This is a genomic window from Streptosporangium minutum (assembly GCF_002149035.1).
GTDB classification, from domain to species: Bacteria; Actinomycetota; Actinomycetes; order Streptosporangiales; family Streptosporangiaceae; genus Streptosporangium; species Streptosporangium minutum.
In genome coordinates this window covers 1-15225 of record NZ_NGFP01000231.1, presented here as the reverse complement: position 1 = coordinate 15225, position 15225 = coordinate 1, and the positions used below count along the sequence as shown (strand labels likewise).

Annotated in this window: 8 protein-coding genes; 1 reads left to right on the top strand and 7 read right to left on the bottom strand. The window is 73.9% G+C overall.

Going from position 1 to position 15225, the window contains the following annotated elements:
- Positions 1 to 762 (bottom strand): LacI family DNA-binding transcriptional regulator (locus CA984_RS34745; RefSeq protein ID WP_086577665.1); only part of this gene is annotated, 762 nt, incomplete at its 3' end.
- A 309-nt stretch (positions 763 to 1071) separates the two neighbouring features.
- Here CA984_RS34745 and CA984_RS34740 point away from each other — a divergent pair.
- Positions 1072 to 2358: an ABC transporter ATP-binding protein gene (locus CA984_RS34740; RefSeq protein WP_086577664.1), complete on the top strand. Its 1287-nt coding sequence runs from the start codon at positions 1072 to 1074 to the stop codon at positions 2356 to 2358.
- A 61-nt stretch (positions 2359 to 2419) separates the two neighbouring features.
- On the opposite strand, the gene CA984_RS34735 is transcribed toward CA984_RS34740, so the two are convergent.
- The 6 genes from CA984_RS34735 to CA984_RS34710 form a co-directional block, all read right to left on the bottom strand.
- Complete coding sequence (locus tag CA984_RS34735) at positions 2420 to 3052, bottom strand: ACT domain-containing protein (RefSeq protein WP_086577663.1); 633 nt, start codon at positions 3050 to 3052, stop codon at positions 2420 to 2422.
- 95 nt (positions 3053 to 3147) lie between these two features.
- On the bottom strand, positions 3148 to 4734 hold the full coding sequence (locus tag CA984_RS34730; protein WP_086577662.1) for a condensation domain-containing protein: 1587 nt from the start codon (positions 4732 to 4734) through the stop codon (positions 3148 to 3150).
- The gene (locus tag CA984_RS34725; RefSeq protein ID WP_086577661.1) at positions 4731 to 5711 is read right to left on the bottom strand and encodes a DUF6734 family protein; all 981 of its coding nucleotides are present in this window, start codon (positions 5709 to 5711) and stop codon (positions 4731 to 4733) included. The genes CA984_RS34730 and CA984_RS34725 overlap by 4 nt, the downstream gene beginning before the upstream one ends.
- On the bottom strand, positions 5702 to 11221 hold the full coding sequence (locus CA984_RS34720; RefSeq protein ID WP_086577660.1) for a non-ribosomal peptide synthetase/MFS transporter: 5520 nt from the start codon (positions 11219 to 11221) through the stop codon (positions 5702 to 5704). The genes CA984_RS34725 and CA984_RS34720 overlap by 10 nt, the downstream gene beginning before the upstream one ends.
- Positions 11222 to 11225: 4 nt before the next feature.
- A complete protein-coding gene (locus tag CA984_RS34715; RefSeq protein ID WP_086577659.1) occupies positions 11226 to 14444 on the bottom strand; it encodes a non-ribosomal peptide synthetase in 3219 nt (1072 codons plus the stop codon).
- Between the two features lie 49 nt (positions 14445 to 14493).
- On the bottom strand, positions 14494 to 15225 hold a 732-nt coding region (locus tag CA984_RS34710), incomplete at its 5' end, for a condensation domain-containing protein (RefSeq protein ID WP_479725542.1).

Genomic DNA, 15225 nt, shown 5'->3' with positions numbered 1-15225 from the left:
GCCCCGCTCCAGCAACTGCGCCGCCGCCGCCTGACCCCCCTCCACCGAGAACAGCGAGTGCGAGATCAGCTCGTCGACCCCGTCCGCCCCCAGCAGCTGCGCCATCGCCTGCCGGTAGCCCTCGATCTTGCGGATCACCGGCACGAACCGGCGCGGCCCGACGGCCAGGCCGATCCGCTCGTGCCCGAGATCCACCAGATGCTGTACGGCCAGCCGCGCGGCGGCCCGGTCGTCCGGGGAGATGAACGGCGCCTCGATGTGAGCGCTGTAGCCGTCCAGCAGGACGATCGGCAGCCCGCGGTCGGTCAGCCGGGTGTAGCGGTCCATCTTGGCCGTGGTGTCGGCGTGGAGGCCGGAGACGAAGACGATGCCGTTGACCCCCCGGTCTATCAGCAGCTCGGTGAACTCGTCCTCGGGGGCGCCGCCGGGGAGCTGGGTGCAGAGCACCGGGGTGTAGCCGTGCTGGGTCAGCGCCTTCTCGATCGCCTGGGCGAACGCCGGGAAGATCGGGTTGTCCAGCTCCGGGGTGACCAGGCCGATCAGCCCGTTGCTGCGCTGGCGCAGCCGCTGCGGCCGCTCGTACCCCATCAGGTCCAGCGCGGTCAGCACCGCCTGCCTGGTCCCCTGCGACACGCCGGGCTTGCCGTTGAGCACCCTGCTGACCGTGGCCTCACTCACCCCCGACTGGGCGGCGATGTCGGCCAGCCGGATACCCGCGCCGTCGGGGCGGGACCGGGAGGTATGCGTGAGTTCACCGTCCATCAGAGGTACCCCACCATGCGGCTGAATTGGGCGCAAGCTGAACGACATTCGGCGCCCTGGCGTGAAATTCGTTTCCGAAACTTTTCGCAAACTGTAACATCCCCCACCCGCGGAGACGGTCGTGGCGCTCACCTGGGAGGGCCGCACCCTCTAATGCGCGGCATAGCTACTCACCAGGAACATTGAAGTAACCAGCGGATGTGCAATTTCTAACGACATCTATGGACACATGGGCAAGTGGCGCGATGTACTACCTCATCAATCACACGGCTGGATCCGGGCAGCGGAACCCGGGAGGAACGAGCGCGCATGAGTACCGTCGTCCTCGACAATGTGAGCAAGGTCTACCCCGGTGGGTACCTGGCGGTCGACCGCATGAACCTGCGCGCCGAAAACGGGGAGTTCCTCGTCCTGCTGGGGCCGTCCGGCTGCGGCAAATCCACCCTGCTCCGGATGATCGCGGGCCTGGAGGAGGTGACCTCCGGAGACCTCTGGCTGGGCGGCACGCTCGCCAACGACCTCGCCCCGCGTGACCGGGACGTCGCCATGGTCTTCCAGAACGGCGCGCTCTACCCGCACCGCACGGTACGCGGCAACATGGCCTTCCCCCTGGAGATCGCCAAGGCGGACCCGGCGATGGTCAGGGAGCGCGTGACGGAGCTGTCCAAGGCGCTGCACATCGACGAGACCCTCGAACGTCGCCCTGGAACGCTCTCAGGCGGCCAGCGCCAGCGCGTCGCGATGGGCAGGGCGATCGTCCGCCAGCCCTCGCTCTTCCTGATGGACGAGCCGCTGTCCAACCTCGACGCGGGCATGCGCACCGAGCTCCGCATGGAGATCTCCTCCCTGGTCCGCTCCCTCGGCGTGACCACGATCTACGTGACGCACGACCAGGTCGAGGCCCTGACCCTGGCCGACCGGATCGCCATCATGAACCGCGGCGTGCTCCAGGACGTCGGCACCCCCGGCCAGGTCTACAACGACCCGGCCACCGCCTTCACCGCCGCCTTCCTCAGCTCCCAGCAGCTCAACCTGCTCGCAGCCACCGTGCGCACCCCGCAGAACCAGTTCATCCTGCTGGACTTCGGGGTGCACCAGATCACGATCCCCTGGACCGATCCCAGGGCCTACGCCATCTCCCAGCACGTCGGCCACCAGATCATCGTGGGCCTGCGCCCGGACTGCCTGGCCCCGGTCCCCGAGACGTTCGAAGGCCCCGTCTTCCTCGGCCGTGTCCGGGCCCTGGAGTACCACGGCCACGAGTGGCTCGCCTACGTCGAGAGCGGCATCCCCACCGTGCCCGTCCCCGAGCCCCCGGACCCTCGCCACAAGGCCCGCGACCTGGCGGCCACCGCTCCGGGCAGCCGGGCCCGCGCGGTCCTCAGGCGTCTGCTGCCGGGCACCGGACTCGACGCCGCCCCCATCCAGGCGCAGGAGCAGGTCGGCGCCGGCACCCACCGCCGAGCCGACCTCATCGTCCGCGTCGGCTCCCGCCCCGTCTGGCGGGCCGGTGAGCCGGCCCGGGTGGGCGTCGACGTCACCCGCCTGATGCTCTTCGCCCTCGACGGCTCCCGCATCGACCCGCCGCACCGCTGACCGGCCGGCACGGCGCCGCCGTACGCCCTCCGGCGCGGGCCCGCCGGGACCGCCGTGAGGATCAGCGGCCGAGGATGGCGACGATCTCCACGACGCGGATGGCACGGTCCAGCTCCGCCCGGTGGAAGGCCGGCCCGTCGGTGCGGGCGAGGATCAGGTGCAGGCCCGCGCCGGGCACGGGGAGGCTCATCAGGCGGTACCGGCCCGCGGCAAGGGTCAAGGGGCGCAGGGGGGTGAGGTCGCCCGCCTTGACGCCGGCGAGACCGCCCGCCTCGTCGAGCGAGGCGGGGGCCTGCCAGCTGCGGTGGACGAGCTCACCGGTCCCGGAGGACACCGTGACCGCCCAATCGGCGCTCACCAGGCCGGGCACGGCGTCCACGAGAGTGGCGAAGGCCCTGCCGGGATCGGTCGCGACGTGCTTCAGCAGATCGTAGTCAGGGGCGGCGCCGGGGATCTCACGAGTGGGCCAGACGGCCTCGACGCGTATGCCGGGGATGACCGACAGGCGGTCCCGGACCGTGTCGGCGTCGGCGGCGCCGGGCCAGGAGACGGTGAAGTCGTCCACGGCCCGGCCAGTCTCCCGTTCCAGCACCGTCACTTGGAGAATGTCCGCCCCCAGCGTGCCGAGCACCCGGGCGACCTGACCCAGGGCACCCGGGCGATCGGGAAAGGACACCCGTAGCCGCAACATCATTGTGGATCACCTCTCCTCGGACATCAGGGTGTCCTAGACAGGTTTCACGAAGGTTCCGGGGAGATGTCCAGGATAAGACCTGTCCCCGGAAAACATCAGCCCTGACAGGCCTCCACCCCGGTGTGGCGGACCGGCAGCGGCGGCAGCGGGGAGTCGGGACCGGCCACGGCGGCCCGGACGTACTCCTGGAAGACCCCGGCGAGCTCGGCGGCCGTCGCGGGGTCGTAGCCGTAGTGGTTGTAGACCACGGCGGCCAGCATGGAGCCGTCCCGCTGCTCCTCGACGATCAGCTCCGGGGCGCTGAGGTCCACCTCGCCCGGATTGGCGCCCCACTCCAGCCCCTCCTGCTCGCGGGGGAAGGGGAAGGCCTCGGACATGAGGCCGGGGAAGTGCGGGGCGCCGAAGCTCTCGTAGTGGATCCGCGAGGGGAAGGGCACCCGGAGCCGGGCGTCCTGGTAGGCGTGGAACTGATGCGCCACCGCCCCCACGGACACCTCCCGGACCCGGTCGACCAGCTCGCCGTAGGAGGGGTCGCCCGAGGCGTCCAGGCGCAGGATGAGCGACTGGACCAGGCAGCCGATCAGCGTCTCGTGCTCGGGCGCGGTACGGCCGGGCACGGGCGACATCACCACCAGGTCGGTCATCCCCGTCCACTGGCGCAGCAGCCAGGTCCAGCACGCGGCCACCGCCATGAACGTGGTCGCGCCGCGCGCCCGAGCGGTCTCCCGCAGCCGGCCGGCCAGCTCCGCGTCGATCTCGAAAGCGTGCCTTCGGCGGGAGAACAGAGTGGTCTCCCTGCGGCCGGGGAAGGGCGTCAGCTCGCGGGGGGCACCCTCCAGGACCTGGTCCCAGTACACCTGGTTGCGCGGCCACTGCTCGCGGGTGAAGGCGCAGTAGTCGGCGTAGGACATGGGCAGCGGGCGCAGCGGGCTGGGGTAGCCCGTGCGCAGGGCCGAGTAGACGATGCCCAGCTCCCGGAGCATGACGCCCAGGGAGAAGCCGTCGAAGGCGAAGTGGTGCACGGCGAGGACCAGCACGTGGTCGTCCTCGCCGAGACGCACGACGAGGGCCCGCACGAGGGGGCCGCGCAGAACGTCGTCGAGGCGCATGCGCTCGTGCCAGACGATCCGCTCGGCGTCGCGCTCGCGCTCCTGCGGCGTCCGCCCCTCGGCCACGGCCTCGGCCACCTCTGGCGGCAGCTCGTCGGCGACGACCACCTCCCCCGACGCGGTGACGACGCTGCGCAGCGGCTCGTGCCGCGCGATCACCGCCTCCAGCGCGCGGGTCAGGACGGCCACGTCGAAGGCGTCGCGGATCCGGATCGCGGTGGCGCAGGACCCGATGTCGCGGACGGGCTCGCTCTCGAACATCCAGTACAGGAAGTCCTCCTGCTGGGTGCTGAGCGGCGCTCCCCCGCCGGTCGCGGGCCCGGCGGCGGCCGAGGGCCCCGCGGCGCGGGCGTCGTCGATCCAGCGGGCCTGCCCGGCCAGCTCCGGCCGGTCGAAGACGAGGGCCGGCGTGACGGGCACCCCCAGGCGGTCGCCGACCAGGCCGGCGAGCTGGGCGGCCCGGAAGGAGTCGCCGCCCAGCTCGAAGAAGTTGTCGCCGGGGGCGACGTCGGGCACGCGGAGCACCTGGCGCCACAGGGCGACGAGCTCCGTCTCGGTGGTCGGGGCGGTCACGGGATGCTCCGTTCGATCAGGCTGGGGCCGTGGGCGGCCAGGTCGCGCCGGACGGCGCGGACGAGGTCGGCGCACTCCTTGAGCGCGGGCACCGACAGCAGCAGGTCGCCGGCGGCGGGGAAGCGCCACAGCAGGTCCTCCAGCAGGTAGCGCCAGTAGGCCGGGCGCAGCTCGGGGAACTGGCGCAGCAGCCGCTTCTGGTTCCAGGTGTGGTGGAAGCGGTCGGCGTAGGAGGGGCCGTCCCACTCCTCCGTCTCCACGATCCAGAAGCGCTCGGTGACGGGGCGCAGGTCCACCCCGAGGGAGCGGGCGACCGCGGGGGCGATGCGCTGCTCGGCGAAGGTCTGGCGGACGATCGGGGCGGTGTCCGACGGCCCGGCGTTGCCGGTCATGAACGCCATGGACGCCTCGGCGTACTCGGCGCGGTGGCGGTCGTCGAGGAAGACCGAGACCGCCATGTTGGCCGCCGGGGTGTCGAAGGTCCAGCGCGACAGGTCCAGGCCGGCCTGGTTGGGGACCTCCGGGACCGGCGGGTAGACGGCGTTGCCCACCGACTCCCAGTGCGCGAAGACGAACCCGCCGCGTTCCAGCCCGTCGACGGGGCGGCGCAGGTAGAGGTCGGTGTCGACGACGGCGAACGGCGCGGCGCGCAGCCGGGCCGCGTAGCTCTTGCCCGCCGCGAAGTAGAACAGGGGGTCCACGTCGAGGGCGTCGAGGCCGTCGAGGGAGGTGTCGATCCGGTCGTAGAGCGCGTCCAGCCCCTGCGCCGCCGCGTAGGAGGCGCCCAGCTCGTCGGTCACCAGCTCGACGCCGCCGTGGAAGGCCCGCCAGGCGTGGGCGCTGTGGACGCAGGTGAGGATCTCCTCGACCGGCATGCCGTAGGGGCCGTTCTCCAGGGCCCGGTCCCGGTGGCGGCGGAGGCCGGCCCGGTGCGGGCCGGTCCAGTTGACGTGGAGGGCGGGTACGGTCAGGGACACGGGACGGCTTCCTTCCGTTCGGTCGTGCCGGTTCTGTCGTTCAGCGCCTGGATCCCGATGAGATCGTCGGCGACGGCGTCGGGGACCTCGTCGTCGAACCGGGACAGCGTCCGGCTGCGGAGCGCGACGAGGGCGATCAGGGCGACCAGCAGGCCGCACACCACGTACATGAACGCGATGCCGCGGCCGGGCCCGACGCCGACGACGGCGCCGGCCGTGCCGGCCAGGAGCCCGCCGGGCAGGAACATCGGCTCCAGGAGGCGCTCGCCGAGCGGCGCGATCACGGCCACGCCGAGCGGGATGGTCGACAGCGCGACCATCTGGTTGAGGGCGAAGACCCGCCCGTGGAAGCGCTGGGCCACCTTGACCTGGACGATGGTCGCGTAGACCCCGTTGACGATCGCGAGCGAGCACGCCACCCCGAAGGCGCCGAACCCGACGAAGAGCAGCGACCCGTGCGCGCCGGTCACCAGGCAGCAGGCCGCGAGCGCCAGGGTCGCGAGGAGGACGCCGTGCATGCGCCGGTGCGCCGGTCCGCCCCACACGCTCATGACCAGCCCGCCGGTCACCGCTCCCGCCCCGCCGAGGAGCGCGACGTATCCGGCGTCGGCGAGCGTGCCGAAGGACAGCGTCAGCGGCGAGAACAGCAGGAAGACCGGCGAGAGCACCAGGTTGAAGAGGGCGAAGAAGACGAGCATGGCCCGGAAGCCGCGCTGTCCCATCTGGAGCCGGAACCCTCCGGCGATCTCCGCCCCGACGGACTCGCGGCGCTCGCCCGCCAGCCTGGCCGGGAAGCCGACGCACAGCAGCACGATCACTCCCGCGACGTATCCGGCGACGTCGAGCGCGAGGATCCCCTCCAGGCCGATGGCCGCCAGCAGTCCCACCGCGACGAGCGGCGCGACGAACTGCGCGACGCCGGTGGTCATCTGGACCACCCCGTTGGCGTGGCCGAGATAGCGCTTGGGCACGAGCTGCGGTACGGCCGAGACGTAGGCCAGCCGCTGGAAGGTCAGCGCGATCGACAGGGCGGTGAGCAGCGGATACAGGTGCCAGACCGCCAGCTCCCCGGTCCACAGCAGCGTCCCGGTGAGCAGCTGTACGGCGAGCGCCGCGATGTTGCCGCCGAGCATGACCGCCCGCCTGCTCGCCCGGTCCACCACCGCCCCGGCCAGCGGGGCCACCAGGATGCCCGGGATCAGCGCGAGCACCTGGAGCACGGCGAACTGGGTGAGGGAGCGGCTGTCCAGATAGGTGGAGATCGGGATCGCGAACTCGGTCAGCGTGGCGCCGACGATGGTGACGAGCTGGCCGATCGCGACCGCCAGGAACCGGCCCAGGCTGGGCTCGGGGGCCGCCGTCCCCCGCCGCGCGGGCGCGGAGGGGGCCGAGGAGTCGGAGCGGCCGGCCACGCGCCAGGTGGGGGCGGCGGGCTCCGGCACGGCGGACGCGGTGAGAGCCGGATGGACCGTGGTGACGATCTCCGCCAGCTCCTCGGCCCGGTATTTGAGGAAGTAGTGGCCGCCCTCGTCGAGTACGGCCAGCGCCGTGCGCGGCGAGAGGAAGTCCCACTCGGTGTAGCGCTCGGCGTGGAACTCGGTGTTGGGATCGCGCTCGCCGACCACCGAGATGATCGGGGCGCTCAGCGGCTCCGCGCCCTCCTCGACCAGGCGGGTGAAGTACTCCTCCGCCTGCCTGGAGTCGTGCCGCATGTTGCGCACGACGAACGCCAGCTGCTCCTCGGTCAGGCCGGACAGGTCGGCGCCCATGCCGGTCAGCCAGTTCACCTGGCCCCGGTCGCCGCGCAGCCGTTCCAGTCCGGTGAACCGCGCCCAGCGGCCCAGCACGCCTCGGGTGGGCCGGGCGAAGGGGAACAGGCCGCCGAGGTAGACCGCGTCGAGCGGCCGCCCGGCGGCCTCGACCCGGCGGGCGATCTCGACGGTGAGCGCGCCGCCCACCCCGCAGTGCCCGTACAGCACCAGCGGCCCGGTCACCTTCCGGAGGATCTCCGCGGCGCACTCGGCGGCGACCTCGGCGAGGGGGCGCGGCTCCTCGGCCAGGCCGAGGTCGTGGCCCGGCACGGCCACCGCGTGCAGCGCGCACCCGGCGGGCAGGGCGTCGGCGAGCGGCTGGTAGACCACCGCGCTGCCGCCGCCGTACGGCACGCACACCAGCGTCAGCTCGGGTGCGGCGATCCTGGGCGTCAGCTCGTACAGCAGGCCGCGCGGCCCGTCGTCGCCCGCCTCCACCAGGGTGGCCAGGCCCCGCGCGGTCGGGTGCTGGAACAGGTCCATCACGCTGACCGGCCGCATCCCGTCCAGCCGGCGGCGCAGCCGGGCGACCACCTGAACGGCGAGCAGGGAGTGCCCGCCCAGGTCGAAGAAGTCGTCCGTGGCGCCGACCCGGTCCAGGCCGAGCACCTCGCCGAAGGCCGACGCGACGGCCTCCTCCACCATCCCGGAGGGCGCCTCGAACGCCGCCTCCCGGTCGGGCCGGGCAGTCTCGGGCTCGGGCAGGGCGGCGCGGTCGACCTTGCCGTGCGACTTCAGCGGCAGCCGGTCCAGCCAGACGTAGCGGGTCGGCACCATGTAGTCGGGCAGTACGGCCTGCAGCAGCCTGCGCAGCTCCCCCACCCCCGGCCGGGCCGCCGACCCGTCGGCGGCGACCAGGTAGGCGGCCAGTTCCAGCGCCCCCGGCCCGCCGCGCGCGTCGACGACGGCGTGGGCGACGCCCGGCAGGGCGCGCAGGGCCTCGTCGACCTCGCCCAGCTCGACCCGGTAGCCGCGGATCTTCACCTGGAGGTCACGGCGGCCGAGGAACTCGAGGTTGCCGTCCGGCAGCCAGCGAGCCAGGTCGCCGGTGCGGTAGAGCCGGTCGCCGGGCCCGCCGTACGGGTCGGGCAGGAACTTCTCGGCGGTCAGGTCCGGGCGGCCGAGATACCCGCGGGCCAGCCGGTCCCCGCCGAGGCACAGCTCGCCGACCACGCCGATGGGCACCGGCCGCATCCGCCCGTCCAGGACGTAGGCCCGCGCGTGGCCGAGCGGCCGCCCGATCGGGGTGACCGGCCCGCGGACGTCGTCGCCGGCTCCCACCTCGTAGGTGGTGACGCCGACCGTGGCCTCGGTCGGGCCGTAGTGGTTGACCACCCGGCAGACGCCGAGGGCGGCCAGCTCACGGGTCCACTCCCAGGCCGACCCCTCGCCGCCGAGGATGAGCAGGCGGCGGGGCAGGAGCCGGCGCGGGTCGACCTCCGCGGTGAGGGCGCCCAGATGGGACGGGGTGATCTTCAGGTAGTCGATCCGGGCCCGGTCCGCGTAGTCGGCGAGGTCGGGGCCGGAGATTCGGGACGGCACCAGGTGGAGGCGTCCTCCGGTCGCGAGCGCCAGGTAGAAGATCGTGATTCCGAAGTCGAAGGAGAGCGACTGCAGTAGGGCGTAGCCGGCCCCGTCCACCACCTCGAACCGCTCGTGCGCGTCGGCCAGGTAGTTGAGCACCTGCCGGTGCTGTACGGCCACGCCCTTGGGGCGGCCGGTCGAGCCCGAGGTGTAGATGACGTAGGCCAGGTCGTCCGGGCCCGCCTCCCTCGGAGGGAGGAGGCCCCTGAGCTCCTCCCGCCCGTCGGGGAGGACCGCGGGCCCGTCCTGCTCGCCGAGGAGGACGGTGGTCCCGGCGGACACGCGATCGGCCAGCGCGCGGGTGGTCACCAGCACCTCGGCCCCCGAGTCGGCGACCATGTGGGCCAGCCGGTCGGCGGGCTGTTCGGGGTCGAGGGGCACGTAGGCGCCGCCCGCCTTCAGCACGGCCGGCACAGCCACGGCCAGGTCGAGTGACTGCTCCAGGCAGATCGCCACCCGGCGGCCGGGGCCGGTCCCGTGATCGCGCAGGACCGCCGCCAGCCGGTCGGCGCGGGCGTTCAGCTCCCGGTAGGTCAGCGCGTCGTCGCCGAAGACGACCGCGACGGCCTCGGGCGTCCGGGCGGCCGCCCGCTCCACCAGCCCGTGCAGGGTGGCGACGCCCCGGAACGGACCGGAGTCCCGGGGCCCGCCCCGGAACGGGCCGGGATCGCCCGCGGGCGCCGGGCCGCCGGAGGCGCCGGCGCGCCCCGGAGGGCCGGGCCTGCTCCAGTGCTCCAGGATGAGCCGGCGCTCGTCGGCGTCGAGCAGTTCCAGCTCCGACAGCCGGGTGCCCGGGTCGGCGACGGCGCAGCGCAGCAGGGCCTCGAAACGGGCCGCCAGCCGCTCGACCGTCTCCGGCTCGAACAGGTCGCTGTTGTAGGCGAAGTGCGCCCGCAGCTCCCCCTCTTCCTGCCCGATCTCCAGGGACAGGTCGAACTTGGCCAGGGCGAACCCGCCGTCGAACAGCTCGGTGGTGATCCCCGGCAGGGACGGGCCTGCCTGGGCCTGGTTGTGCAGGACGAGCTGCGCCTGGAAGAGCGGGGTGCGCGACAGGTCCCGGTCGATGCCGAGCTCGTTCACCAGGGTGTCGAAGGGCGTGCTCTGCCGCTGGTAGGCCTCCAGCGCGGCGGCCCGGGTGCGGCGCATGAGGTCGCGGAAGGACGGGTCGCCGGACAGGTCGCCGCGGAGCACGAGGGTGTTGACGACGAAGCCGACCATCCCCTCCAGCTCGGGCCGGTCGCGCGCCGCGACCTGGGTGCCCACGCAGACGTCGTCCTGGCCGGTGTGGCGGGCCAGCAGGACCTGGAAGGCCGCGGTGAGCGTCATGAACAGCGTGCAGCGCTCGGTCCTGGCCAGCCGGGCGACCTCCGCCGCCAGCGGGCCGGGGATCCGTCGCGCGACGTAGGCGCCGTTGGCCGTCCGGACCCGGGGCCGGGGCCGGTCCGTGGGCAGCGCCAGCACCGGCGGGTCGGCGAGCCTGGTCCGCCAGTACGCCAGGTCCTCCTCGCGGCCGGGGTCCTGCCGACATGCCAGCGCGTAGTCGGCGTACTGCAGGGCGGGCGGCGGGAGCGGCGAGGGCAGCCCGGCGGCGAAGGCCCCGTACAGGGCGGCCAGCTCCGCGCGGAGCACCCCCAGCGACCAGCCGTCCACCGCGATGTGGTGGATGACGAGGCACAGGACGTGGTCGTCGGCGGCCAGCCGGATGAGGGCGGCCCGCAGCACGGGACCGCCGGCGAGGTCGAATCCCCGGTTGGTCAGCTCGGCCACCAGGTCCCGGGCACGCCGCTCCGGCCCACCGGACGGTTCCCGGGCCTGCCCCTCCGGCCCGTCGGAGAGGTCCGCGTACCGCAGGCCGGGCCCGGCAGGATCGGCGACCTGGACCGGGCGGCCGTCCTGGCTCGGATATCGGGTCCGCAGCACCGCGTGCCTGGCCACGACCTCGCCGAACGCGCGGACCAGCGCGCCGGAGTCGAGCGGCCCGCGGAGCCGTTCGGAGACGTAGACGTTGTAGGAGGCGTCACCGGGGGTGAGCTGGTCCAGGAACCAGAGCCGTTCCTGGCCGGGTGAGAGCGGGACGCCGTCCGTGCGGGCAGCGTCGGGGAGTCGTGTCTGCACCGGCTCAGTTCTTCCCGTTCAGGCGCTCGACGGCGGCGGCGACGGCGCTGATCGTGGGCTCGTCGTAGTAGATGTGGAGCGGCAGGTCCGCGCCCAGGCGCAGGCGGACCCGGGAGGCGATCTGGGTGATGGTCAGGGAGTGCCCGCCCAGCTCGAACAGATCCTCCTGCGGCCCGACGGCCTCGACCCCCAGCACGTCGCACCAGATCTCGTGGAGCTCGGCCGCCACCCCGGTGTAGGAGTGCGGCCCGGCCACGCCGGGCGCGGTCCCGTGAGGGCCGGCCCCGCTCTCCCGGGGGCCGGGGGCGGGCAGCGCGGACCGGTCGAGCTTGCCGTTGGAGGTCAGCGGCAGCCGGGGCAGGGCGACGAAGTCGGCCGGGATCATGTAGGAGGGCAGCGTCTCCGCGCAGTGCTCGCGCACGTCGCCAGGGACCTGCCCGCACTCCAGGTAGGCGACGATCCGCCGCTCCCCCTTGTCGTCCTCCCGGGCGACCACGGCCGCGCGGGGAATGCCGGGGTGTTCGAGCAGCCTGGACTCGATCTCCCCCGGTTCGATCCGGTGCCCGCGGAGCTTGATCTGGTCGTCGAGGCGTCCGATGAACTCGATCTGCCCGTCGGCCCGTCTGACCACCCGGTCACCGGTGCGGTACAGCCGACCGGGCCCGAACGGGTCGGCGGCGAACCGCTCGGCGGTCAGCTCGGGGCGGTTGCGGTAGCCGTCGGCGACGCCGTCACCGGCGACGCACAGCTCGCCGGGCACGCCCAGCGGCAGCAGCCCGAGCCGCTCGTCCAGCACGTAAACCCGGGTGTTGGCCAGCGGAACGCCGATCGGCACGGTCGTGACGGGCTCGGTGATCTCCGCGCTCATCGACCAGATCGTCGTCTCGGTGGGGCCGTAGACGTTGATCAGACGGCCGGTCCGGCTGAGGATCTCGCGGGCCAGCGGGGCGGGGAGGGCCTCACCGCCGGCCAGGGCGGTCACCCGGCGCAGGTCGAACCCGGCGTCGAGCAGCATCCGCCAGCCGGACGGGGTCGCCTGCACGTGGCTCACCCCCTCGGCGGCCAGCCGTACGAGCTCGCGCCCGTCCCTGGCCGCGGCGTCCGGGGCGATGACGACCCGCCCCCCGGTCACCAGCGGCAGGTAGAGCTCCAGCGCCGAGATGTCGAACGACAGCGAGGTGTGGGCGAGCCAGCCGTCCCCCGGCCCGGAACCGAGCCGGTCACGCATGGCCAGCAGCAGGTTGGTCAGTGCCCGGTGCGGGATCTCGACGCCCTTGGGACGGCCGGTGGAGCCGGAGGTGTAGATGACGTAGGCGAGGTCGCCGGGCTCCGGCCAGGCGAGGGCGCCGGGCTCCGGCCCTTCCGCGCCGGGCGCGCCTTCCCCGGACCGCTCCGGGACGGACCCGCCCTCCCGCGGCTCTCCCGCGCCGCGATCGCCCTCCCCATGTCCTCCCTGCCCGCGATCGCCTTCCCCGGACCGCGGGCCGGGGGCGTCGAGCGTGATGACGGCCACGCCGGAGCCGGCCAAGCGGTCGTGCCGGCCGGGGCCGGCCAGGATCAGGGCGGCTCCGGAGTCCTCCAGGACCAGGCGCAGGCGCTCGGCGGGATGGTCCGGGTCGAGCGGGAGGTAGGCCCCGCCGGCCCGCGCCACGGCGAGCAGGCCGACCAGGGTGGTCAGCGAGCGCTCGGCGTGGACCGCGACCAGCGTCCCCCGTCCCACGCCGGCGCCGCGCAGCCGCCGGGCCAGGCCGTCCACGGCCGCGCCGAGCTCGGCGTAGGTCATCGTCTCCGCGCCGCACACGGCCGCGGTCGCGTCCGGGGTACGGCCGGCCTGGGCGGCCACCAGCTCGGGCAGGGTGAGCGGCGGGTGGCCGGCGGCGGTGTCGTTCCACCGTGACAGCAGCCGCCCGGTCTCCTCCGCGTCGAGCATCGGCAGCTCGGCCAGCGGCATGTCGGGGTCGGCTGCCAGCGCGGCGAGCAGCGCGCGCCAGTGGGCGGCGACCCGCTCGGCGTCCTCACGGGCCATGATCCGCGGGTTGTACTGGAGGATGACGCCGAACCGGCCGGGCCCGTCCACGACGTGCACGCGCATGGCGCCGCGGACGGTGTGGTTGAACAGCGCCCACTCCACGTGGGCGTCGACCCCGTGGAAGGCGGGCGCGGCCTCGCGCCTGCGGTAGCCGAGCGAGATCGGGGCGAGCGCGACGCCGGGCTTGACCCCGCTGACCGCCCGCGACAGCGGCACCTCCCGGACCCGGAAGAGGCCGCGCAGGTCGGAGCGGAGCCCGTACCCGAAGCGCTGGTCCGCCACGAACCGGCGGAAGCCCCACTCGGGCCGGAGCGCGGCCGTGACGGGCAGCTCGTTGACGAAGGCGCCCAGGTGGTCGCGGGTGTCCGGCGAGCGGGTGCCCAGGTCGGCCGCGACCGTCGGCTCGGCGTTGCCGTACCGGTGGAGCAGCACGTGCAGCGAGGCGAGCACGATCTCGAACCTGCCGGCCCCGATCTCCTCCGACAGCCGGGCCAGCGCCTCCCGGGACTCCGGCGGCAGCGCGAACTCCACTGCCGCCCCCTCGTCCACCGCGGGCACCGCTCCGGCCACGCCGGGCAGGATCACCTCGGCGGGCGGGCGCCATCGCGAGCTCCAGAACTCCCGGGCGAAGGAGAGGCCGGCCTCGACCCTGGCCGCGGCCCGCCCGGCGAGCCCGTCGTGGTCCAGCGCGGGCAGGTCGGCGGGGACGCCGGTCACCTCGGCCCGGTAGAGCTCGGCCAGGTCCCGCAGGAACACCGACGTGGACTCGCCGTCGAAGACGAGGTGGTGGGCCACGACCAGCAGCGTCGCCCGGCCCGCATCCTCGACGTACAGAGTCATCCGCACGAGCGGACCGGCGGCCAGATCGAAGGGGCGCAGGATCTCCGCCCTCATCAGGTCGTCACGCCGGGCGGCCGTGACGTCGGCGACCACCGGCGAGGGCCGGGTGGCGGCGGGCACGACGTACGGCACGCCCTGCCGTTCCCGGACCGTGCTCGCCAGGATCGGGTGCCGGTCGATCAGCGCCCGGCAGGCGGCGGTCAGGGCGGGCACGTCGAGCGGGCCGGCGAAGGTGACGGAGAAGGGCATCGTGTAGACGGTCCCGACGCCGCCCAGCCGTTCGTTGAACCAGATTCCCTGCTGGGCGAGCGAGGCCGGGACGGGTGGGGAGTCGATCTCGGACGTCACTGACATCACTTCCGATCAGTGCTGAAAGCTCGGAGGGCCGAAAGGCCGCGGGAGCTCAGGAGACAGAGAGGTCGTCGCACAGGTGCTGGAACCGCCGGCCGAGACGCTCGGCGCCGGGTCCCGCGCAGACGCCGGACATGGATCCGTCCGGCTGTTCGGTGAGGGTGAGGAGGGGCCTGCCGTCGGCGGGTGCGGCCACCGGCAGCGGGTGGGGCTCGGACTTCAGGCCGGGCAGGTACGGCTCGGGTCTGAAGCCCTCGAAGAGGAAGCGGGCGGTGTGCGGCCCGGACGGCGGGGACGGCCGGGTCGCGGCCGACTCCACCGTTTTCAGGAGGTCGGAGGGGTCGTCGAGGCCGCCGGCCAGCGCGATCCGGACGGGGACGTCCAGCGCGAGCGGGCCGACCATGCCGGCGTGGGCGGGCTCGGCCCGGCCGGGCTCGCGCACGAGCACCACCGGATCCGGCACCTCCTCCACCAGGGAGACCGTGGCCGCCCAGCAGACCAGCGCCACCGTGGCGGGCGTGGTCCGGCAGGCGCGGGCCGTCTGCCGCAACCGGCCCGCGACCTCGGGCGGCAGGCGGAAGCCGTACGGCACGGCCGGACCGGGCGGCACCGGAGCGGGATTGCCCTGATGGGGCACGGCCGGACCGGGCGGCACGGGGAAGGCCGGATCCGCATGGGACACGGCCGTGCCCGGCGGCGCCGGAGCGGGGTTGTCCCGATGGGAGACGGCCGGGCCGGACAACACGGGGGCGGGCTGATCCGGGTGAGGCGCGGCCGGGGCGCG

What these genes read in the sequence shown, in the direction of transcription:
- CA984_RS34740 (WP_086577664.1), top strand. Translation starts at nt 1,072, where the DNA reads ATGAGTACCGTCGTCCTCGACAATGTGAGCAAGGTCTACCCCGGTGGG.
- CA984_RS34735 (WP_086577663.1), bottom strand. Translation starts at nt 3,052, where the DNA reads ATGATGTTGCGGCTACGGGTGTCCTTTCCCGATCGCCCGGGTGCCCTG.
- CA984_RS34715 (WP_086577659.1), bottom strand. Translation starts at nt 14,444, where the DNA reads ATGTCAGTGACGTCCGAGATCGACTCCCCACCCGTCCCGGCCTCGCTC.